We start from the raw sequence: 21339 nt of genomic DNA on the forward strand, positions 1-21339 counted from the left end.
GCTTTATTTTCAACTTCGATTTTAATAAAATGACCGCTCAGTTGCGTGCTTTGTAATACTCAAGTGCAAACTGTTTAAAACGCTCAGCAGCGGGAGAGAGAGCATGGTTTTTCAGCTGGGCTAACGCTATGGTGCGTTCGCATTGGTAATCTGCAACCGGAAGAAAAACGACCGGAAAGTATGAATGCTCCGCGGTTTTCGGCAGCACTGCAGCCCCCAGACCCGCGGCGGTCAGTCCTAATATGGTTGACACTTCCTCTCCTTCAAATGCGAGATGCGGGTGTATATTCAAATCCCGGCACATCAGATCAAACATATATCTCAGCCCGTATCCCGGTTTAAAACCCACAAAATCCTCGTCCTGCATCTCTTTCATTTGAATGCTTTTATTTCCTGCAAGCGGGTGGTTCTCAGGAAGCACCGCATAAAGAGGCTCTTTCTCCAGCACTGTCCATTGTAAAAGCTCACTGGGAAGCGGCGGGGAGCTGAGACAGATATCCGCATCTCCCGTTTCCACCATTTTGCGAAGCGTTTCATTTGCGCCTTGATAAAGCCGGAAGGTCACGTTTGGGTATAGCTTTTTAAATTCGGCAATCAGCTGAGGCATTAAGCGCAGCCCGAGCGTATGAAGAAATGATACAGATATTTCGCCGTGCTCCAGGCTCATATTCTTTTTCACTTGTTCAACGCCTTCATTTAAAGCTCGTCTCGCTTGTTTTGCTTTTATTAAGAACTGCTCTCCGTGCCTTGTCAGCCGGACGGCTTTTGTCTCTCTGTAAAATAACGGCGCGCCTAATTCTTCTTCGAGCCTGATAATCGATCGGCTTAATGCCGGCTGAGAAATCATTCTTTCTTTTGCCGCATTTGTGAAATGCTGATGAGCTGCCGCCGCAATGAAGTTGTCAATTTGATGAAGCTCCATTTTCTCCTTCTCCCCTTTCTTCATAACCTACACGCATTAATTCTATAGTTATTATAAATTAGACACATTGAAATGAAAAGCGTACGATACATATATAACCAACAGTGAGAAAAGAGGGACATTCATGACGTTTATTCAGCCTCATACAAAGGCTTACAGAAAGGCCAGCTTGGCTCTGTTTATCAGCGGCTTTGTGACATTCGCCACGCTTTACACGACACAGCCGCTTATGCCTTTGTTTTCGGAAGAGTTTCATATTTCCGCTGCGGCTGCCAGCTTAACTTTATCCATTTCAACAGCCGTTTTGGCATTTTCATTATTGGCCGCCGCTTCGTTGTCTGACGGATTCGGCAGAAAAAAATTAATGGTGCTGTCGTTAACAGCCACTTCTGTTTTAGGTCTATTAACAGCGTTCAGTCCGGCTTTTCCGGCGCTTTTGGCGATGAGGGGGCTGCTCGGTATTTTCCTGGCAGGCGTTCCGGCTGTCGCTATGACATATGTAGGCGAGGAGTTTGATCCGAAGGGCCTCGGGAAAATGATGGGCTTGTATATCAGCGGCACAAGCATCGGGGGAATGAGCGGCAGGCTGTTAACGGGGCTTCTGACCGATGTATTCGGCTGGCGGCCCGCGCTTGCCATCATCGGCATTCTTTCTATTGTATTAAGCTATTTGTTTTGGCGTTTTCTTCCGGCTCCGCGCCATTCATCTGAGCGGCATGCGGGCGTAAAAGCGGCATGTAAGGAATACGGAGCGGTCCTGCACCGCAAACGGCTGCTTTTGTTAATATCTCTGGGATTTATATTAATGGGGAGTTTTGTGACATTATATAATTATATCGGCTTTCATTTAATGGCGGCTCCTTATCATTTGTCGCAGACTGTGATCGGTTTTATTTTTATTGTCTATCTCGCGGGAACGTTCAGCTCGGTCTATATGGGGAAAAAAGCAGATCTTTTCGGAAGCGCGAAAATGATTAAGATTGCGATTTTTGTTATGCTTGCCGGCGCAGCGGTGACACTTTTGCCCCAGCTTGCGCTTAAAATCGCGGGGATTGCCGTCTTTACCTTCGGCTTTTTCGGCGCGCATTCGATCGCAAGCGCCTGGGTCGGCCGGGCAGCCGGTGATCATCGCGCGCAAGCCTCTTCATTATATCTGCTTGCATACTATATCGGTTCAAGCGTGGCCGGGTCTTGCGGCGGTTTCTTTTGGACGCATTTTCATTGGATCGGTATCATTTCATTTATTTCGGTTTTGCTATTGCTGTCTTATCCGATATTATTTCTGGCGGAATTCAGAAAAAAGGGACATAGCCGCCTGCATGTAAATCAATAAAAACATTAAAGATTTGTGCCTTTTGTCCGATACTAAAGATAAGGCCGGCACGATACTCCCTATAACTATTCCTTTTGATTCAGTAGATTTCAAATATCGTGCCGGCTTTCTTCAATTAAAAAACATTCTTCAGTTGTCTCACTCTTCTGTTACATACCTGCCCAAACATCTTTCGCATATCTTCCTTCCGCCTGCAGCTGTTCAAGCCACTCCAAGGAAACTTTTGAATCAGTGTTATGCACCTTTTCATACGCCTGAAGCAGTACATTTTCCACGGCCGGAGCCATTTTGCTTCCGTCACCGCATATATAGAGATGGCCGCCTTGGTCAAGAAGAGCAATAATTTGTTCAGCCTCGCGAAGCAGAACATCCTGTACGTAAACTTTACAGTCCTGATCTAACCTGGAATACGCCCGGTGCACGGTGACAAGGCCGTTTTTCTCCGCATGGTCGAATTCATCTTTGTACAGATCGTCTTCTTCAGGATGCCGGCAGCCGAAGTATAAATGAGCTTCGCCCAGGCTGTTACCGGACATTTTTTCGGCAGCGCGCGCCTGGATAAATCCCCTGAACGGCGCAATTCCTGTGCCTGCTCCGACCATAATGAGAGGCGTTTTCGGATTTTCAGGCAATGCGAAACCCGACTGCGGCGAGCGGATGAAACAGACGGCAGAATCGCCTTTTTGTAATCCGGCTAAATAGTTCGAAGCCACGCCCCGGTATTCCCCACGGCCGCTCCATGCCGGAGCCGTCACAACGCCGACCGTGATACTGAGCTCCCCGCTGGCTGCCTTCGGTGAGCTTGAGATTGAATAATAGCGCGCCTTTAAGGACGGCAGAAGTTCTAAAAAGCGCTCAAACGGCAGTTCACATGCAGGATAATCTTCCAGCAGGTCCAGCATGGTCATTCGTTTTTTCAGCACGTTTTCTTTATATGCCGTATCATCAGAATAAAGATGCTCCAATTCTTTTTGGTGCGGCGGGCACACGGTATGTGCGGCAAGTTCGCGAAGCTGGGCTCTCGTTGCCGGCTCCTGCAGCTCTACATAGGACGCCAAAAGCTCCGGCGCATTAACCGGCCGGTCCATCGGCAGATGAGGCAGCTGCCGGCCCTTGATCTTAAAGTGCTGGTTCGGATCAAGACCGAATCGGCGAATAACACGGCTGATCAGTTCCCCGCTGTTTTGCGGAAGCACCCCGAGATGATCTCCTTCCTGATACGTTTCTGTTTCGGGGAGACGCAGCTCAATATGCCGGACTGAGCGCTTGCTGCTTTCGGTATGAAGCTCTTTGTTCGTGATGACCTCCGCCTCAAATGCTTTGTACGTTTTGGCAATCGGCGTCTCGGCTGCTTCACTTACGTATTCGATTGATAACTGTGATTTGTTTGTCTGTTTTGGAGCGGCCTCTATATGAAAAGCCTTCATGATGTCCTTCCAGAATGAGTCTTCCCAGGCTTCCTGACTGTACTCAAAATCATCGGCATTGTCGCCCTCCCCGATAGAGGTCAGCCGTTTTGCCCCTTTTTCTTCAAGCACTTTGTCTATCAGGCGGGGGATCCTCTGGTAAGTGGCGGCCCAGTTGCGGTCTCCGCAGCCGAAAACGGCGTAAGAAACACCCTTTAATTCCTGATCTTCAAGGGTTTCCATCCATTTCACAAAACCCGCCGCATTATCAGGCGGCGCCCCGTTATAAGAAGCCGTAACAATAACGACCGCGCCTTTTACAGGCAGTTTCCCGGCATAATCATCGAGCGGGCCGGTTTCAGTTGAAAATCCTTTGCTTCTTCCGATATCAGCCAGCTCTTCCGCGATTCCTTCCGCAGTTCCTAAATTTGATCCGTAAAGAATGAGAAGCGGCGTTCCGTGGGACGGGATTTCTTTCGTTTCTTCTTTGTGACGGCTTCCTTCAGCTTTATGGTTTTGTACGGGCTGATGATTGGACACGTCCTTGTTTTTCACACGGATTTTAAAATCACCGGGCTTAATGGTTAAAGCTTCTTTAATCGTAAGCTCATAATCAGTATGATCAATCAGTTCAAAGTGTTTCAGGACAAGGCCTAGCACCATTGTCGCTTCCTGAAGGGCAAACTGCATCCCGATGCATGCTCGCTGTCCGTTTCCGAACGGCTTATACGCATCAGCCGGAATGGCCGCGGGATCACTGAACCTTTCCGGACGGAATGACTCGGCATCTTCTCCCCACGCGCTTTTATCCCGGTGCAGCTGCGGAGTCAGAATCGTCACCGGCTGTCCCTTCGCAATCGGATATTTCCCGCCGAGAACCGTATCTTCCTTCGCGTACAGAGAAAATGCCGGGGCAGTCGGATACAGCCGCAAAGTCTCGTTTAGCACCATGCGGATATATGTCAGCTGCTGAATCTGCTTATATTCAGGGGTCTCTCCCGTCAGCACCCGCTCGGCTTCCTGAACAGCTTTTTTCAATTTATCTTTATTTTTCAGCAGGCAGTATATCGCAAAAGAAAGCAGCCCGCTTGTGGTTTCATGCCCAGCGATCAAAAAGGTAATGATTTGATAACGGATATTTTCATCATCCAGCCTTTCCCCCGTTACAGGGTCTTTCGCTTCAAGCATCAATGCTAAAAGGTCAGACAGATTCTCATCCGGATTTTCCCTCCGCTCAGCGATGATCCGGTCTACAAGCGAATTCATCTCTTCAATATCCTGCTGGAACTGATGTCTCGTTTTGATCATCAGCTTGTCCTGCAGGCTGTGTCTCTGCGATTGGCGCATTGCCTCCTGCAGCGCACGAAGCATACTTGTGATAAAAGGATGCTGTGTGTCGCGGTAAAAGCTGTTAAAGCGGTAATGAAATCCGCACAGGCCGATTGTATCCAGTGTCAGGCGCGTCATATCTTCGGCAACGTCAATTTCTTCATTCGGATTTAATCTGCTCCACTTCTGCACGAGCTGCATGGCAATATCCAGCATCATTGAATGATAGCCTTTCATCGCCTTCTGGCTGAAGCTCGGCAATAAAATCCGATGCGCTTTCTGCCAGTTCTTTTCGTGAGTCCAGCTCGTAAATAGTCCGTCACCGCCAAACTCACGGACTTTCAGCAGGGCTTTGCTGAGATTTTTGTCAAATCGCTTTTCATCACAGACTTCTGCCGCGAGCTCGCGGCCTGATACGAAGACCCCGACAGAGCTCGGAAATTCAAAACGAAAGATCGGGCCGTATTCTTCGGCAATTTTCCAAAGCGATTGTGACAGGTTTTCTTTTTCCAAGTGAGGGAGATTTTTCAGAGGCCCGTATGTTTTCGGCTGCGGTATAGCGCTTAGCTGTTTCATATCGATCTTCCTTCCTTCGGCGTATAATTAATGAGTTCTGATGGCATCCCAAGAACATTGTTCCAATTCTTTCAGAAACGGTTTTGTTATTTCGACGCTTCCCGTCCGGACAAGCTGATAGAGTTTGAGATATGCCCCGAGCAGCAGCGCCATCAGCACATTGGACGGCAGATTGCGGAGCACGCCTTCAGACTTGCCGCGCTGAAAAAAGACGTCAAGCATCTGTGTTATTTCATCAAGAAGCTTACGGCTCGTTTCATTCAGAAAGTAGGCGTCCTTATTCGTTTCAAGAAAAAACAATGCATACTCACTTTCCTTCGTAAAATCAATCAGACAATAAAACAGGTGATGAAACCCTCCTCTTACAGATATTCCCTGAAAGTCTGTTTTGACTTTTTTCATAAAACGCTGCGCACTTTCCTGATACAGTACGTTCACAAGTGTCTCTTTACTGTCAAAGTAACGGTAAATTGTGCCGGTTCCGACATCGGCCTGAGCGGCAATCATCGGAATCGTCGTTGCGTCAAATCCTCTATCTGTAAACAAAGTAAGCGACGCTTTCATAATGAGTTCAACCTTGTTTGAAGCTGTCATTTCATCCCCCTTTCTAAATGCGGAATGAATATTCATTCCGTTTGTTCAAAATATTTAAAATGTACGGTCATCTGATTACCATTGTATAAGAAAAAAACTTTTTTTAATATAAAATATATGTGAAATAACCAAAAATAAGGAAATATGCCCAATTTCACAAAAAGAGCTGCAGTGACTTAAGCAGCTCTTTTTATTTCCCAAGAAATATTCTATTTAATGGCAGTAATAAAATGGAATGAATCTCTGCTGACAACTGAAATGTCTCTGAAATGCTGATCATAGAGCACCTCAATCACATCCTTCTCACTCATCCGCGAAGGTTTCAAAACCATATAGAAACACCCGTCAATTTGAAGAACGCGGTACACTTCTTTACATGCTGTCCGGTAATCGCTGACTGTTTCAGCAGTATGTAATGAGAAGACTTTATGAAAGCTGCGGTCGCGGAACGGTATGCTTTCCGGCCTTCCCTGCTGAATGTTTCCGAGCCCGGCTTTTATAACCGAACGGTTTGCGCGCTGTGTTTTCCGTATTTTACGTTTCGATGTTTCTATGCTTTTAAGACTGCCCTTTTCAAGCTGTCCGATGATTTGTTTAAACATTGAGCCGTTTCCGGTCCCGATTTCCAAAATGCGGTCGTATTCCTGTATGTCCATCAAGATTTGCTGAATGACTGACTCTGCCGGTTCTGATGCAGCAAAGTATTTCGCGCGCATTCGTTTTAATGCTGAAGATGTATGTTGCAACATTGTATAACACCCGCTTTTCCATTCCTGTGATTTATTATTCAGAAATAATATTACCTCGTATTAGTATGAGGTACTAATAAGACGCACTTCTCTTCATGAACGTTTCGATTTATTTGAAATTTATATTTGTTTTCATAAAAAAAAGACGGAAAACGTAGGTTTTCCGCCTGCTCTAGTACCAATAATACGGTGCTATATATCTTGTCTGCCGGGAAAGCGCCGCCATTCTCTGCCGGCGGTACGGGTTGCCGTAGCCGTGTTTAAATGAATGGGGCATTGACGCATACCCGTGCCCGATGGATGGAATTCTGTTCTGACCGCCTTGCATGCTATCACCCGCTTACCAATTTTTCTTTCTTTACCATGGTATGCAGGCCGTCTGCGACGTGACAGCAACATCCTCGCTAAACCTGGTCCTTCTCCATTGTGTAATGATTCAGCAGTTCAATTCTGAACATGATGATCTCCTCCTTCTCCTCCGTTTTGGCCCTTCGTGTCCGTTAGTTCATATAAAAATGTTTCAGCTGGCGTTCTTTCGCTTCATTATAAAACTCTTCGACCTGCTGTTCTCGTTCATACTCTTCCGCACTTTTAAAACGCTTTGAAATGGTCAGTGTTAAAAAGAAAAGATTGATGGTCATTATCGCTCACCCCCTTTCAATATCCGCACAAGCGAAAATAACCCGCAGCAAAGTTCATATGCGCTGCGGGCAGACTAAATCCGCAGACAAAAGAAGACGGTGCTTCTTTCCCTGCGGGGAGCTGCGAATGTCCTGATACTCCGAAATTAACGTGCTTGACAGGCAGAGGTTAAGGAAGGACACGAACTCTTCCACAGGCTGAATCGGTTCAATTGTAGATTTTGATTGCCGTTTAACGTCGTCATGTGATTCAACCTCCCTTTGCTTTTTTCTTACTTTGTAAGTATATCCATCAGCTTCCATTTTGTAAACATTTTTTTCAAGATTTGGACGGAAAATGTGCTGGCATTCCGCTTCAATTGTCCGTGTTTTCCGGCATCTTTCTTACCTCAGGAAACTCTTTTCATCCCTTGCTTTTTCTGATCTTTTTTTGAATATGCAATAAAATAAATAAGACCGACAAACACTGCACCGCCGATGACATTCCCAATAAAGGCCGGAATGAGATTGCCAATCAGATCACCCCACGAAAAAGAACCTGCAAAAATCGCAGCCGGGATGATAAACATATTGGCTACAACGTGCTGAAAACCAATTGCGACAAACGCCATAATCGGAAACCATATACCCGCGATTTTTCCGGCTCCGTCTTCTGCGCCGAAAGAAAGCCAGACGGCCAAACAGACAAGCCAGTTACAGCCGATCGCCGAAACAATGACTTTTCCAAACGGCATATCCAATTTGCCTTGTGCGACCGCAATCGTTTTTTCCAAATACGGTCCTGTTTCGGTTAATCCGACAACATGTCCGAAAAAGTAAGCGACAAACAGTGCGCCGACAAGATTCATCAACGTCACGATCACCCAATTTTTCACTAATGCACCGGCGGATATTCTTCTGGAAAACAGCGCCATGGATACCGACATCATATTTCCCGTAATCAGCTCCGCGCCGGCAAGAACGACGAGCACCAATCCGATGGGAAACACGGACGCCCCGATTAAACTCGACAGGCTTCCCCATTCTTTCGGAAGGTCGCCGATGACACGGATATCAAGCAAATAACCGAGTGCGATAAACGCTCCTCCCAAAAATCCTAATACAATCAGTGCTGAAAGCGGTGAATGCACCTTTTTCACCCCTGATTCGACCGCAAGCTCCGCTATTTCGTCCGGTTTACGAAAAGCCATAATAACCCCTCCATTTATCACTTCAGCCCGCAGTTTCCAAAGACGCCTAACAAAAAAGGCAGCATTCAACTAACCCGTCTGAAAAAACGGGGTTTGAATGCTGCCTAACTTGTATGCATACCCATACAACAATATCAAGCAGAATGAAAATATGCGGTATAGAATATGTACAGATCATGCACACATTCCATAAAAAATCGTCCTTAGGCCACTGCCGGCAGTTCATATCATATCAAATGTGACAATTTCGTGTCAATTGAATATTGTCAGCTTTTGATTTCTTCTTTATGCTCTTCAATTGAGCGGTCAAAGACAAACACCGATACGGCAATATTTTCCTCTATTTTAATATCTGAAAACAGATGCACAAGCTTTGCTCCGATGAGCTCTTCCATTCCGTCAGGCGTTTTTTTTGAATACAGCTCCTGAATTAAGCTGGTCCGCGCCGCATGAACCATTTCTCTTCCTTCAGGCGTGCGTGCGATAAACTGCTCACTTGCGCTTAGATTTCCGTAAAGTGTAGATACCGCCATGTTATCCACAAAAACGGTGTGAATTCGTTCAGGCCCCTTTCCAAATAATTCTTTGCGCAATTTCCGGATAATATCGTTAAATTCATGAATTTTTTTAGACATATTGTCCCCTCCGATTTTAGCCTATGAAAGACATTCCCGGTTCCCCTTTGTGACATTTCACCTGGTTAAAGTTTTCCTTTCGTATTGTATTATAATAAATATCACCTTATAATAAAAGCAGTGAAGATGGATTTGTAATAGGAAACGTGTTATGAGTCTATCGTTTTATACAAATAGGATTGGTCTGTTAGTAAGACTTGCTAGTGAACTATTCCGCCATGCGTATTTATACCGTTCTCCGGACAGGAGGCCGGTATCTATGTGCATGGCTTTTTTTCGAGTTTACAAGATGGAGGGGAATTGGAAGTGACAGACGTTCAGTCTATCCGTGTCAAAATTGACGGCACGGAGTATGAAGCACCAGAGGGGTCTAAGATTTTAGATATTTTAAACCAAAACGGAATTGAGATTCCGCAAATATGCCATGTACCGGAAGTGGATCCGATTCAAACATGTGACACCTGTATTGTTGAAGTAAACGGGAAATTGCAGCGCTCTTGTTCCACGGCTGCAGAAAACGGGATGTCCATCTCGCTTACGTCGGGAAGGGTAAAAGAGGCTCAGACAGAGGCCATGGACCGCCTGCTCGAGAATCACCTGCTTTACTGTACGGTATGCGATAACAACAACGGCAACTGCACACTGCATAATACAGCGGAAATGATGGGAATTGAGCATCAGAAATATCCGTATACGCCGAAAGATGATTCAAAGTGCGCGGTTGATATGTCTCACCCGTTTTACCGCTATGATCCGAACCAATGCATCGCCTGCGGCCAATGTGTGGAAGTGTGTCAAAACCTTCAGGTGAATGAGACCCTTTCAATTGATTGGGAGCGCGACCGCCCGCGGGTCATTTGGGATGAAGGCGTCGCCATTAATGAATCATCCTGCGTCAGCTGCGGCCAGTGTGTCACTGTCTGCCCTTGTAACGCACTGATGGAAAAATCAATGCTCGGCCAAGCCGGATTTATGACAGGAATAAAAGAAGATGTCATGGAACCGATGATTGATTTAGTAAAAAATGTTGAACCCGACTATACAAGCATCTTCGCCGTGTCTGAAGTGGAAGCGGCTATGCGCGATAAACGGACGAAAAAAACAAAAACAGTCTGCACGTTCTGCGGCGTCGGATGCTCTTTTGAAGTATGGACAAAAGGCCGTGACATCCTTAAAATTCAGCCTGTTTCCGATGCTCCGGTTAACGCGATTTCCACTTGTGTGAAAGGGAAATTCGGCTGGGACTTCGTGAATTCGGAAGAACGGATTACAAAACCGCTTATCCGGAAAAACGGCGCATTTGTTGAATCGTCATGGGAAGAAGCTCTTGATCTTGTCGCTTCAAGACTCGGTTCGATCAAGGCCGAACACGGAAATGGTTCTGTCGGCTTTATTTCTTCTTCTAAAATTACGAATGAAGACAACTATGTCATCCAAAAATTAGCGCGCCAAGTATTTGAAACCAACAACGTGGATAACTGCTCACGCTACTGCCAGTCACCGGCAACGGACGGCTTATTCCGCACCGTCGGTATGGGCGGAGACGCCGGCACAATTAAAGATATCGCAAAAGCGGGCCTCGTGCTCATCGTCGGCGCCAATCCGGCGGAAGGACATCCGGTTCTGGCCACACGCGTGAAACGCGCCCATAAACTGCACGGCCAAAAACTGATTGTTGCCGATCTGCGCAGAAATGAAATGGCTGAACGGTCCGACCTCTTTATCAGCCCGAAACAAGGGACTGACCAGGTCTGGCTCATGGCAGTAACGAAATATATGATTGACCAAGGCTGGCACGATCAAGCGTTTATTGATGAAAATGTCAACTACTTTGATGATTATAAAGAAACGCTGGAAAAATACACATTGGAATATGCGGAGCGCATCACCGGACTTTCTCAGGATACGATCATCCGTATTGCCGAAATGATTCGTGATGCTGACGGCACTTGTGTTCTTTGGGGCATGGGCGTAACCCAGAATACAGGCGGCTCTGATACATCAGCGGCGATTTCCAACCTGCTGCTTGCCACAGGAAACTACCGCCGTCCAGGCGCCGGAGCCTATCCGCTGCGGGGACATAACAACGTTCAAGGCGCTTGCGATATGGGAACTCTTCCAGGCTGGCTTCCGGGGTATCAGCATATTACCGATGATGCGGCACGCGCTAAATTCGAAAAAGCTTACGGTGTTGAAATTGACGGCAAGCCGGGTCTTGATAATATCGAAATGCTCCATGCGATTGAAGAAGGAAACATGAAAGCCATGTATCTTGTCGGTGAAGATATGGCGCTCGTCGATTCAAACGCCAACCATGTTCATGACATTTTATCCAGCCTTGATTTCTTTGTTGTGCAGGATATTTTCCTTTCAAGAACGGCGCAATACGCGGATGTCATCCTGCCTGCGGTTCCATCTCTTGAAAAAGACGGAACATTTACAAACACAGAGCGGCGTGTGCAAAGGTTGTATCAAGCGCTTCCGACACTCGGCGATGCAAAACCCGACTGGTGGATTATTCAGGAAGTCGCTAATCGTTTAGGCGCTGATTGGAATTACACGCATCCTAGCGACATTTTCTCAGAAATGGCGAGCCTTTCTCCGCTGTTCGGAAAAGCAAGCTACGACGTCCTTAGCGGCTGGAACAGCTTCCTGTGGGGAAGCTTTACGGGAGAAAGCACTCCGCTTCTTTATGAAGACGGCTTTAACTTCCCGGACAAAAAAGCCCGTTTTGCGCTGAGCGATTGGGTGGAGCCTGCTGTATTCCCTGAAGAATATGACCTGCATATTAACAACGGACGGATGCTTGAACATTTCCACGAAGGAAACATGACAAACAAGTCAAAAGGCATTCAGTCTAAAGTTCCGGATGTATTTGTTGAAGTATCGCCGGAGCTCGCGGCTGAACGCGGAATTTGCGACGGGACAATGATCCGGCTCGTCTCTCCTTTTGGAGCGGTTAAATTGAACGCGCTTGTGACAGACCGTGTCCGCGCAAATGAGCTTTATCTGCCGATGAACTCTACAGATAAAGATTCTGCGATTAATTTCCTGACCGGGCCTGCGTATGATTCACGGACACATACACCTGCCTACAAGCAGACAAAAGTCCGCATGGAAGTGCTCGGTTCCTGTGATACTCCGCCGCTTCCGAAAACGAATCCGCGGAACAAAAAACGTCATCCGCAAAACGGTGTGGAAGCTCAGCGAAAATGGAACCGTCCGGGCTATGTGCACTTAACTGATTAAGGAAAGGAGGAAACATTATGGCAAGCCCAATTACTGAAATTCAAAAAGAAACGAAAACAGAGGAACAGCTGAAAGCTGAAAAACTGGAAGAGCTGAAGACGCTTCTCGCAGAAAATGAAGAAGCCGTCGCGAAAACGATGTCCATCATGGCAGAGCTGAATAGCTTGGGCATTTTTGATGCCGCCGGCTATATGCTCCAGGCTAAAGAGGAGATTGCCAAAATTGCACTCGGACAGGTTTCCCGGGAACCTGTCACCAATCTCCTGAATACGATGATGGCCGCGGGAGGCGCGCTGTCAAAAGCTGATCCCGAATTTATGGGCAGACTTTTAGAAAGCGCCATGGCCGGCACGGATCAGGCGCAAAGATTTTTAAAAGAGGACAGGAAAGTCAGTATGTTTGAACTGATGAAAGCCGTCGGTGATCCTGATATTAACCGCGCGCTCGGCTTCGGGCTGCAGTTTTTAAAAGGAATGGGAAAAGAATTACGCGAAACCCCGTCTGAATAAGAAACGAAAAAGCCATTGTCAAAAGACAATGGCTTTTTTTATTCTTCGGCCTCTTCCAGCCTCTTTTTATAAATAAGTGAACGGTCAACGCAGAAATAAGCACCCGCTAAAAATACACAATCCGTTACAAACATCAGCATTTTCTGGCCCGCAGTCAGCCCTTGTCCGGGAAGAACCGCGCCGATATAAATGAAGGTGCTGACTGCAAGCAGAATAAATGCGTAATGCTTAAAATCTTCTATTAATGATTTCAGTCTTTTCTTCTCCATATAAGGTCACCTGCCAGTTTTATAGTCTACCAACATTATAATACAAGCTGACAGCCGACAGAGAATGTAAATCTATCCATTCTTTATAAAAGTGAATCAAGCGCCTGTTTCACATCCGCCGTTAAATCCTCAGTATCCTCAATACCGACTGAGATCCGTACGAGCCCGTCGGTAATGCCAAGCGCAAGCCGGCGGTCGCGCGGGATCGAAGCGTGCGTCATTCTGGACGGCACGGAGATTAAGCTTTCAACCGCTCCTAAACTTTCCGCGATCGTAAACAGGTTCAATTTTTCTAAAAACGCGTCGACGCGTTCGCTGCTGCCGACATCAAAGGAAATCATTCCGCCGAAACCGGAGCTTTGCGCTTTTGTCAGCTCATGGCCCGGATGTTTCGCTGATCCCGGATAGTAGAGCGTCTGAACGGCATCATGCGCTTCAAGCAGCTCGGCGATTTTCCCGGCGCTGTGATTGATGGCATCCATTCTGAGTCCCAGTGTTTTAATGCCTCTCATTAAAAGCCATGAATCCTGCGGTCCTAAAACGCCGCCTGTTGAGTTTTGCACGTAATGAAGCTTTTCACCGAGCTCTTTATCAGCCGTGACGACTAAGCCGCCGACGACATCGCTGTGGCCGCCGAGATATTTTGTTGCGCTGTGCAGCACGATGTCCGCGCCGAAGCTGAGCGGCTGCTGGAAATACGGCGTATAAAACGTATTATCGACGATAAGCAATACGCCCGCTTCTTTTGCGATGTCAGACATCAGTTTGAGGTCAGTCACTTTCAATAGCGGGTTTGTCGGTGTTTCGATATAAATGGCTTTCGTATTCGGGCGAATGGCCTTTTTGACTTTATCTTCACTGCTCGTATCAACAAAGTCCGCTTCAATGCCGAAGCGGTTCAGCACGCCTGTCATCACCCGGTAAGTGCCGCCGTATACATCATCCGTCAAAATAACATGATCGCCGCTGTCAAACAGCATCATGACGGCAGTAATCGCAGCCATGCCTGAGCCGAACGCATATCCCGCCGCGCCGCCTTCAAGCTCCGCAATTAAGCTTTCAAGCGCCGTCCGCGTCGGATTGGCCGTTCTTGAATATTCATAACCCGTGTGCTCGCCCGCTTTCGGCTGCCGGTACGTGCTTACTTGATAAATCGGTACGGAAACCGCTCCTGTTTTTTCATCTCCCGTAATTCCTCCATGCACCATCAGCGTTTTTTTCTTCATTTTACTGACCTCCTTGAAAAATGTTTTTGCTTATATATCGATCGCTGCCGTCAGGGAAAATAGTGACGATATTTGATCCGGCGGGCGCTTTTTTCGCTTCTTCAAGCGCTGCATAAAGAGCCGCCCCTGAGGAGCTTCCGATTAAGAGGCCTTCTTTCTCGGCCGCTTCTCTGACAAGCGAAAACGCCGTATCGTCTTCCACCGTGTAAATGGCGTCAAAATGGTTCTCGTCCATATAATCCGGGATAAACTCCATGCCGATGCCTTCCGTTTTATGGGCATGCGGCTCTCCGCCATTCAGGATCGAGCCTTCCGGTTCAACGATCACCGTTTTGACGGCAGGATTTTTCTCTTTTAAATAAGCTGCCGTACCGGCAAAGGTGCCGCCAGAACCCGCTCCTGCGACAAAAGCGTGGATATCCCCGCCGAGCGCGTTCCATATTTCGGGTCCGATCGTTTTATAGTAAGTCAATGGATTTACTCGGTTTTTAAATTGCAGAACGGCATAAGAATTATTAATCTCTCTCTCCAGTTCAAGCGCTTTTCGAATGGCTCCCTGCATGCCTTCTTCTCTCGGCGTATGCACGATGTCCGCTCCGAGAGCTTTCATAATTTGCTGCTTTTCTCTGCTGAAATGCTCCGGGACGCAAAAAACGGCGCGAAGCTGATGCTTTCTGGCGCACAGAGCGAGTCCGATCCCGGTGTTTCCGGCAGTCGCCTCAATGATAACGCCGCCCGGTTTCACCTTTCCCGTGCGAAGCGCATCTTCAATGAGCATCCCGCCCAGCCTGTCTTTAATGCTTCCGCCCGGATTCATCATCTCAAGCTTAGCATAAACCGCTGTTCCCTCCGGTATATCAAAATGCTTGAGACGGAGCAGCGGTGTATTTCCGATCAGTTCTGTAATATCTGTTATCACGTTCAATATGTGTCCTCCTCCTGGAAAAGCGGAGGAGAACGAGAATCCCCCGCTTAGTGAATTCGTTTGATGACATTCAGGACAAGCTCAGTTGAATGAACGGCAGCCTGTTCTAAAAATTTATCAAATGAAACGTCAGATTCTTTTCCGGCAATATCAGATAAAGCTCTGATGACAACAAAAGGCGTTTTGAACTGGTGGCACACCTGTGCGACAGCCGCAGCTTCCATCTCAACCGCGTACAAATCCGCAAATTTGGCGCGTACGTCTTCAACCCGCTTCGGATCATTCATAAAAGAATCACCCGTAGCGATTGTGCCTTTGGCGACTTGAATGCCGTTCAGTTCAGAAACCGCTTCCTCAGTAATACTGATCAGCTTTTCATCAGCTTTGTATGCTGCCGGAAGACCCGGCACCTGTCCGTATTCATAGTCAAACGCCGTCACATCCACGTCATGATGGCGGACATCTGTTGAGATGACGACGTCGCCTACATTCAATGTATGATGAAAACCGCCTGCTGAGCCTGTGTTAATCACATAATCAGGTTTGAAACGGTCAAGCAGAAGCGTCGTGCTGATCGCCGCGTTGACTTTCCCGATACCTGATTTCAGCAAGATGACTTCGATGCCTTCATAGCTGCCAGTTGTAAATTCACAGTGAGCGATCATCTCTTGTTTTGCGTCTTTCAGTTTGCTTCTTAAAATCGTAACTTCCTCTTCCATTGCTCCGATGACTGCCAGTTTCATTTATACACAATCCCTTCGATTTACCGTTTAATCGCCTCCATTATCCAGACAAAGTCATTTTGCTGCGTAAACCGCGCGGCAAATCCCTCTTCTGAAAAGATGTTTTTCATTGTCGCGAGTGTCGGATAATGTTCCGTCTTTAAATCGTCCGCTAATTGATGATAGCCCTTTCGGCTTGCTTTTTGAATGGCTTCATTATAAGCTTCATGATCTTTAAAGACAGTATCGGCAAACACTATTTTATCATGCTTCTGAAGGATTGCGCCATACTGCTTTACAGCCGTTCGCTTTTCTTCATCGGTTAAATGATGAAAGGCGTACGAGCTGACGATGGTATCTATTTGAAAAGGCGGAGCGGGAAACTCCAGAAAATCTCCGTCACTGAACACGGCTTTGTCAGAAAGCTTGTCAGCCGCCAGTTTTCTCATTGACGGAGACGGTTCTACACCAAACACCTTTTTGTCCGCGGCGGCTAATTTCGCCGTTAAATTCCCCGTTCCCGGTCCGAACTCTAAAACGTTTGAACCTGAAAGTGCGACAATGCTGTCAAGAATATTGTCATATCCTTTAAAAACAGCAGCATATTGTCTGTCAGCCCCGTGCACTGTGGCGTCATAAGTCGCTGCCCAATCTTCAAATAAAGGAATAAATTCACGGCCCATATTTTTCACTCTCCATATTTTATAATTCCTATGAGTATAGTATGGATTAATCGTGGAACAGTTCCTATCCTATCACAAAAAAGAATGGAAGGGTACTAAAATACTCTGGGATTATTGCGCAATTACGGCAGAAAGGCTTATACTTTCATTGACTCAGAAGAAAAATCAGGAGGATCTGTACTGATGAATTTTCAATTGGATTTAATCAAAGATAAAGTAGAATTTTTCGAAGCGGCATCTTTGCAGGAGCTTGAAAAGAAAATAAACGTTCAGATTGAAAACAACCAGGCGATTATGCTTCGCGTCCGTTCCGTATCCCATCAGGTGACGGCCGTTGACGGCAGAATCCTTTACAGCGCGTCGGTGCATTTTTCAGCTGACGTATGACAGAAAAAAGCAGCTGAATAATCAGCTGCTTTTTTGCGGTTATTTTAAGGTTTCTACTTTTGTCGGCTTCCAGCCTTTTTTGTCTTTCCAAGTGATGGTGACCTGATACTTTTTGCCGTTCGTTTTGTCTAAAACTTTACCCTTCGCATCTTGCGGACTTCCATTGTTTCCGAGCCACAGCACTGTCATGTGATCTTTTGACACGCCGGTTGCGTAAGAGATGGCGTCAAGCATTTCGGCCCAGTCTTCAGAGCTTGAGTCATACGTCGCCGCATGTTCTCCCGTCTGCTTTGTGCCGACCGCTTTCCATTTTGGGTTAACAATTGTTTTCTCGACATCGCTTGATGAGCCGCCCTCTGTTATTTTTGCGCCTTTAAAAGGATCGCTTGAATCAGAGTCTTTTTTGCTGCTGTCATCACTTTTCGATGAATCATCGTCTTTTTTGCTGTCAGAGTCTGAAGATGAATCAGATGTGTCCTTATCTTGTTTATCTTTTTTGTCATCGTCTGATGCCGTATCTTTTTTGCTGTCTTTTATGTCTTCATCCGATGTCTGCTTCGTCTTGCCTGATGCAGGTGTTTCCTGCTTCTGGCTCGTGTCCGCTTTTTCGCTCACGTCGCCCGACGGACTGTTGATGAAGAGGCTGACGGCAACGACGACAATAAGAATAGATACGATAGCAATTAAAATGTTAAGCACCATATTTGCTTTTCTGCGCTTATCACGGTTTTCAAAACGAGATTGTTTATTGCTCAATCATTCTGCACTCCTTTATCCCTCTTGCTCAGCATATATTTTAACATGGGCTGAGCGGTTGTTCTATGTCTGATTTATTTCATTTTCATGTACCTTTTTAACAATATCATAAAACACTGTATTTGTCAGAGCCTTATCCCCCGGCGTGTCCATGTGCAGCACCACGAGAGCGTATTTCGGCTTGTCCGCGGGAAAGTATCCCGCAAACCATTTGTGGTAAAGCGTCTGTTTTTCTTTTGTGAACATTCCCGTCTGGGCCGTTCCCGATTTGCCTGCTATCTCATACGGCAGATCCTGAAACCTTCGGCCGGTTCCTTTCGGTGAGGTGACGACTTCTCTGAGAATTTTTTGAAGCTGCTGCGCCGTATATTTGTCGATGTTTTCCCCTTTTAACGGCTGATCTTTGAATGACGCCATCGTCGTTTTGTTTTTGTATTCAATTTTGTCCGCGATTTTGACTTGTTTTTTTTCACCGCCGCGCGCGATCGCCGCCATCATATTGGCGACTTCAAGAGGCGTGACTTTCACGTTTTTTTGCCCGATCGCCGTCTGTGCGACGGCTTTTTTTACGGTTTTGTCTTTGTCATCTCCCCAAATGACCCCGCTTTTTTCATTATACAGCTGCCTGAATCCGTCTTCCCGGTACAGCTTGCCTTCCCAGCCCGCCCGCTGGGTGAGACCGAGTTTTTCCGCCATGTTTTCAATAACGGAATCATCTTTTTTGATCAATTTTTCCGCAAGACTTGTAAACGTATAATTGCAGCTTTGGGCAAAGCTTTCTCCAAAACTGAGCGTGCCTTTGTCATCCCCCGGCTCTCCGTACAGGTTGAGATTGCAGTTAAAGGATGTGCCCGGCTTCACTTCGTTTTGTTCTATTGCGGCTGCGGCGATCACCGTTTTAAATACTGATCCCGGATAAATCGGCGTCAGCATGTAATTTTGCAGTGTCTGCTGCTTTGACATGTCGGCGTCAGGCTTTGATACCATTCCGAGCACACTGCTTTTTTCAATGTCTAAAAGGACGGCTCCCCCCTTTTTTAACCCGCGGTCTTTCAATACATCTTCCATTGCTTTTTGAATATTGCGGTCGATGGAGGTTTTGACTTGCAGCGGATAAAACGCGTTTGCTTCAGCCGTATATTTGACGTCCATTCCGAATAAAGGGTTTCCCCTTCCGTCGACATGATACAAAAGTTTTGTGTCCTGATCCGCAAGTAAAAACTCATCAAACGTCCGCTCCATCCCGCTTGTCCCGATTTTTGCCGTGATCGGCAGTTCCTTCCTGCCGGGGTATTTCTTTTTCAAAAGCTCAGGGTCCTGGTTTGTCGCGCCAAACAAATGAGCGGCTATGTTTGTTTCTTTGCTGTCTTTCATATATACGCCGTAAATGCCGGGATATTTCAAAGAATTGATATTTGACACGGATTGTTTCGTCAAATGTTTTATTTTTCTGCTGTTCAGGATCACCGGTTTTTTTGCTTCCGTGAGCAGCTGCCTGAGCTCCCCTTGTTTCATTCCGAGAATGTTTGATACCCGGTCAACCGGCCAATCCTGCGTCACGAGAAAGGGAAACAGTATGACCGCAGGCTGCTTTTTTCCGGTCAGTTCTTTGCCGTTCCGATCAAGAAAAGAGCCGCGTCCGTCTGAAATAAGGACTTCTTCCGTCCGCTGCTTGACGCTCTCCTGAATCAGATTAATATTGGATTTTGAAAAAGATTCTGTGAAAAACAGCTGAATTTCAGCCAGCCTCGCAAGCAGAAAGAAAAACACGAGCAGAAAACAAATCACGGCCGCTTTCAGCCTTTTTGATACGATCATAAAAAAACACCTCATCCACATTTTGGACGAGGTGTTTCATTGTTAAACGGATCTTATGAAATTTTCACAATTTTCACGAGCATTTCTCCGCCTGGCGTCTGAACTGTCACTTCTTCGTCCACTTTTCTGCCGAGCAGGCTTTTGGCGATTGGCGAGTCGTTTGAAATTTTCCCTTCAAACGGATCAGCTTCAGCGCTTCCGACAATCGTGTAAGATTCTTCTTCACCGTCCGGCAATTCGATGAATGATACGGTTTTTCCCAAACCGACTACATTTGAACCGCCGTCGTCCTCGATGATTTTCGCATTGCGGATCATGTTTTCAAGCGTCGTGATGCGCCCTTCCACAAATGCCTGTTCTTCTTTTGCAGAATCATACTCAGAGTTCTCTGACAGATCTCCGAAGCTTCTTGCGATTTTAATGCGTTCTACTACTTCTTTACGTTTAACCGTTTTCAATTGCTCTAATTCTTGTTCAAGTTTTTGTTTTCCTTCGTGAGTCATCGGAAAAACTTTTTCTTGTGCCATGTTCCTTCACTCCTTGGTGGTTGTCCCTCAACAATAACGTGTGATTATGTATGAGAGCATAAACGAAAAAATCAAGAATGAGAACACAGGGCAGTCCTCGTTCTTCTCTCCCATATAGGTACTGTTTATCTTAAACTGAATATGTGTTTTCTGCAAATGTTTCGGTTTATAAACAGGGAAAGAAGGGAACTGTCTCATTCCCTTCCAGCCTATACATAATATGGTCTGAGTTATTTATGTCTATGCTATGGTATTACAAAATTGCATTTTGTTCAAGGATCGTTTGAATCTTCGTGACCATCAGATCAATCGCGACGTGGTTTTGTCCGCCTTCCGGAATAATGATGTCCGCGTAGCGTTTCGTCGGTTCAACAAACTGATTGTGCATCGGTCTGACGACGGACACATACTGCTCAATGACAGAATCGATTGAACGGCCTCTTTCGTTAATATCTCTCATAATCCGTCTGATGATACGGAGATCCGCGTCCGTGTCAACATAAAGTTTCATATCCATGAGGTCGCGAAGCCTTTTATCTTCGAGAACGAGAATGCCTTCCAGAATAATGACATCCTTCGGCTCAACCGGAATGGTTTCCTCAGATCGCGTATGCAGTTTATAATCATAAATCGGCTTTTCTATCGGCCGGTAATTCAAAAGCTCTTGAATATGCTCGATTAAATAGTCATTATCAAATGCGAGCGGGTGATCATAGTTTGTGTTCAGCCTTTCTTCAAACGGAAGATGACTTTGGTCTTTATAATAAAGGTCTTGCTGGATCATTAAAATCGAGTGTCCTTTAAACTGTTCATAGATGGAACGGGTGACGCTTGTTTTTCCTGATCCGGAACCTCCTGCGATGCCTATAACTACAGGACTCTTACCCATTGGT

21 protein-coding genes are annotated in these 21339 nt (G+C 46.4%); 4 read left to right on the forward strand and 17 right to left on the reverse strand.

The features are described 5' to 3' along the window. Positions 1-37: 37 nt before the first annotated feature. On the reverse strand, positions 38-922 hold the full coding sequence (locus SB847_RS08365) for a LysR family transcriptional regulator (RefSeq protein WP_015240269.1): 885 nt from the start codon (positions 920-922) through the stop codon (positions 38-40). A gap of 124 nt (positions 923-1046) precedes the next feature. On the opposite strand from SB847_RS08365, the gene SB847_RS08370 reads away from it, so the two are divergent. After that, a complete protein-coding gene (locus SB847_RS08370) occupies positions 1047-2255 on the forward strand; it encodes an MFS transporter (protein WP_310527652.1) in 1209 nt (402 codons plus the stop codon). A 149-nt stretch (positions 2256-2404) separates the two neighbouring features. Here SB847_RS08370 and SB847_RS08375 read toward each other — a convergent pair whose 3' ends face one another. From SB847_RS08375 to SB847_RS08405, 7 genes are all read right to left on the reverse strand, one after another. After that, positions 2405-5566: a bifunctional cytochrome P450/NADPH--P450 reductase gene (locus tag SB847_RS08375; RefSeq protein WP_410577513.1), complete on the reverse strand. Its 3162-nt coding sequence runs from the start codon at positions 5564-5566 to the stop codon at positions 2405-2407. A 27-nt stretch (positions 5567-5593) separates the two neighbouring features. After that, positions 5594-6160 carry a TetR/AcrR family transcriptional regulator gene (locus tag SB847_RS08380; protein WP_410561414.1) on the reverse strand — a complete coding sequence of 189 codons (567 nt, stop codon included), beginning with the start codon at positions 6158-6160 and terminating at the stop codon, positions 5594-5596. 209 nt (positions 6161-6369) lie between these two features. Continuing rightward, the gene (locus SB847_RS08385; protein WP_007408228.1) at positions 6370-6909 is read right to left on the reverse strand and encodes a class I SAM-dependent methyltransferase; all 540 of its coding nucleotides are present in this window, start codon (positions 6907-6909) and stop codon (positions 6370-6372) included. A 172-nt stretch (positions 6910-7081) separates the two neighbouring features. Next, positions 7082-7237, reverse strand: coding sequence for a hypothetical protein (locus tag SB847_RS08390; protein ID WP_007408227.1), 156 nt, complete (start codon positions 7235-7237; stop codon positions 7082-7084). A gap of 172 nt (positions 7238-7409) precedes the next feature. Further along, positions 7410-7550: a YrzI family small protein gene (locus SB847_RS08395; RefSeq protein WP_003152787.1), complete on the reverse strand. Its 141-nt coding sequence runs from the start codon at positions 7548-7550 to the stop codon at positions 7410-7412. Positions 7551-7939: 389 nt separating this feature from the next. Further along, complete coding sequence (locus tag SB847_RS08400) at positions 7940-8740, reverse strand: formate/nitrite transporter family protein (protein ID WP_007408225.1); 801 nt, start codon at positions 8738-8740, stop codon at positions 7940-7942. 266 nt (positions 8741-9006) lie between these two features. Then, entirely contained in the window at positions 9007-9375 is a 369-nt protein-coding gene (locus SB847_RS08405; protein ID WP_045208324.1) for a Na-translocating system protein MpsC family protein, read from the reverse strand. A gap of 306 nt (positions 9376-9681) precedes the next feature. Here SB847_RS08405 and fdhF point away from each other — a divergent pair, with 306 nt between their 5' ends. Both fdhF and SB847_RS08415 read left to right on the forward strand, forming a co-directional pair. Beyond that, a complete protein-coding gene (gene fdhF, locus SB847_RS08410) occupies positions 9682-12624 on the forward strand; it encodes a formate dehydrogenase subunit alpha (RefSeq protein WP_087920802.1) in 2943 nt (980 codons plus the stop codon). A 17-nt stretch (positions 12625-12641) separates the two neighbouring features. Beyond that, positions 12642-13133: a helical membrane plugin domain-containing protein gene (locus tag SB847_RS08415; RefSeq protein WP_410561410.1), complete on the forward strand. Its 492-nt coding sequence runs from the start codon at positions 12642-12644 to the stop codon at positions 13131-13133. A 38-nt stretch (positions 13134-13171) separates the two neighbouring features. On the opposite strand, the gene SB847_RS08420 is transcribed toward SB847_RS08415, so the two are convergent. The 5 genes from SB847_RS08420 to SB847_RS08440 form a co-directional block, all read right to left on the reverse strand. Then, positions 13172-13402, reverse strand: a complete 231-nt coding sequence (locus SB847_RS08420) for a YrhC family protein (RefSeq protein WP_007408222.1) — start codon at positions 13400-13402, stop codon at positions 13172-13174. An 83-nt stretch (positions 13403-13485) separates the two neighbouring features. Continuing rightward, positions 13486-14628 carry a bifunctional cystathionine gamma-lyase/homocysteine desulfhydrase gene (locus tag SB847_RS08425; RefSeq protein ID WP_410561409.1) on the reverse strand — a complete coding sequence of 381 codons (1143 nt, stop codon included), beginning with the start codon at positions 14626-14628 and terminating at the stop codon, positions 13486-13488. Between the two features lies 1 nt (position 14629). Beyond that, entirely contained in the window at positions 14630-15553 is a 924-nt protein-coding gene (locus SB847_RS08430) for an O-acetylserine dependent cystathionine beta-synthase (RefSeq protein WP_015387961.1), read from the reverse strand. 47 nt (positions 15554-15600) lie between these two features. Then, positions 15601-16296, reverse strand: coding sequence for a 5'-methylthioadenosine/S-adenosylhomocysteine nucleosidase (mtnN, locus tag SB847_RS08435; protein ID WP_007612774.1), 696 nt, complete (start codon positions 16294-16296; stop codon positions 15601-15603). A gap of 20 nt (positions 16297-16316) precedes the next feature. Further along, positions 16317-16958 carry a class I SAM-dependent methyltransferase gene (locus tag SB847_RS08440; protein ID WP_044802506.1) on the reverse strand — a complete coding sequence of 214 codons (642 nt, stop codon included), beginning with the start codon at positions 16956-16958 and terminating at the stop codon, positions 16317-16319. Between the two features lie 183 nt (positions 16959-17141). On the opposite strand from SB847_RS08440, the gene SB847_RS08445 reads away from it, so the two are divergent. After that, the gene (locus SB847_RS08445; protein WP_003152771.1) at positions 17142-17345 is read left to right on the forward strand and encodes a YrzA family protein; all 204 of its coding nucleotides are present in this window, start codon (positions 17142-17144) and stop codon (positions 17343-17345) included. A 39-nt stretch (positions 17346-17384) separates the two neighbouring features. Here the strand turns inward: SB847_RS08445 and SB847_RS08450 are convergent, their stop codons facing one another. The 4 genes from SB847_RS08450 to udk all read right to left on the reverse strand — a co-directional run bounded on the left by SB847_RS08450 (position 17385) and on the right by udk (position 21335). Further along, positions 17385-18101 (reverse strand): YrrS family protein, encoded by a 717-nt coding sequence (locus SB847_RS08450; RefSeq protein WP_014418462.1) that lies wholly within the window; start codon positions 18099-18101, stop codon positions 17385-17387. A 63-nt stretch (positions 18102-18164) separates the two neighbouring features. Continuing rightward, positions 18165-19919: a peptidoglycan D,D-transpeptidase FtsI family protein gene (locus tag SB847_RS08455; RefSeq protein WP_044802505.1), complete on the reverse strand. Its 1755-nt coding sequence runs from the start codon at positions 19917-19919 to the stop codon at positions 18165-18167. Positions 19920-19972: 53 nt separating this feature from the next. Then, complete coding sequence (gene greA, locus SB847_RS08460) at positions 19973-20446, reverse strand: transcription elongation factor GreA (RefSeq protein ID WP_003152766.1); 474 nt, start codon at positions 20444-20446, stop codon at positions 19973-19975. Between the two features lie 253 nt (positions 20447-20699). Then, positions 20700-21335 (reverse strand): uridine kinase, encoded by a 636-nt coding sequence (gene udk / locus SB847_RS08465; RefSeq protein ID WP_003152763.1) that lies wholly within the window; start codon positions 21333-21335, stop codon positions 20700-20702. Between the last annotated feature and the right edge of the window lie 4 nt (positions 21336-21339).

This window comes from Bacillus sp. SIMBA_026, assembly GCF_046535335.1.
GTDB lineage: Bacteria > Bacillota > Bacilli > Bacillales > Bacillaceae > Bacillus > Bacillus velezensis.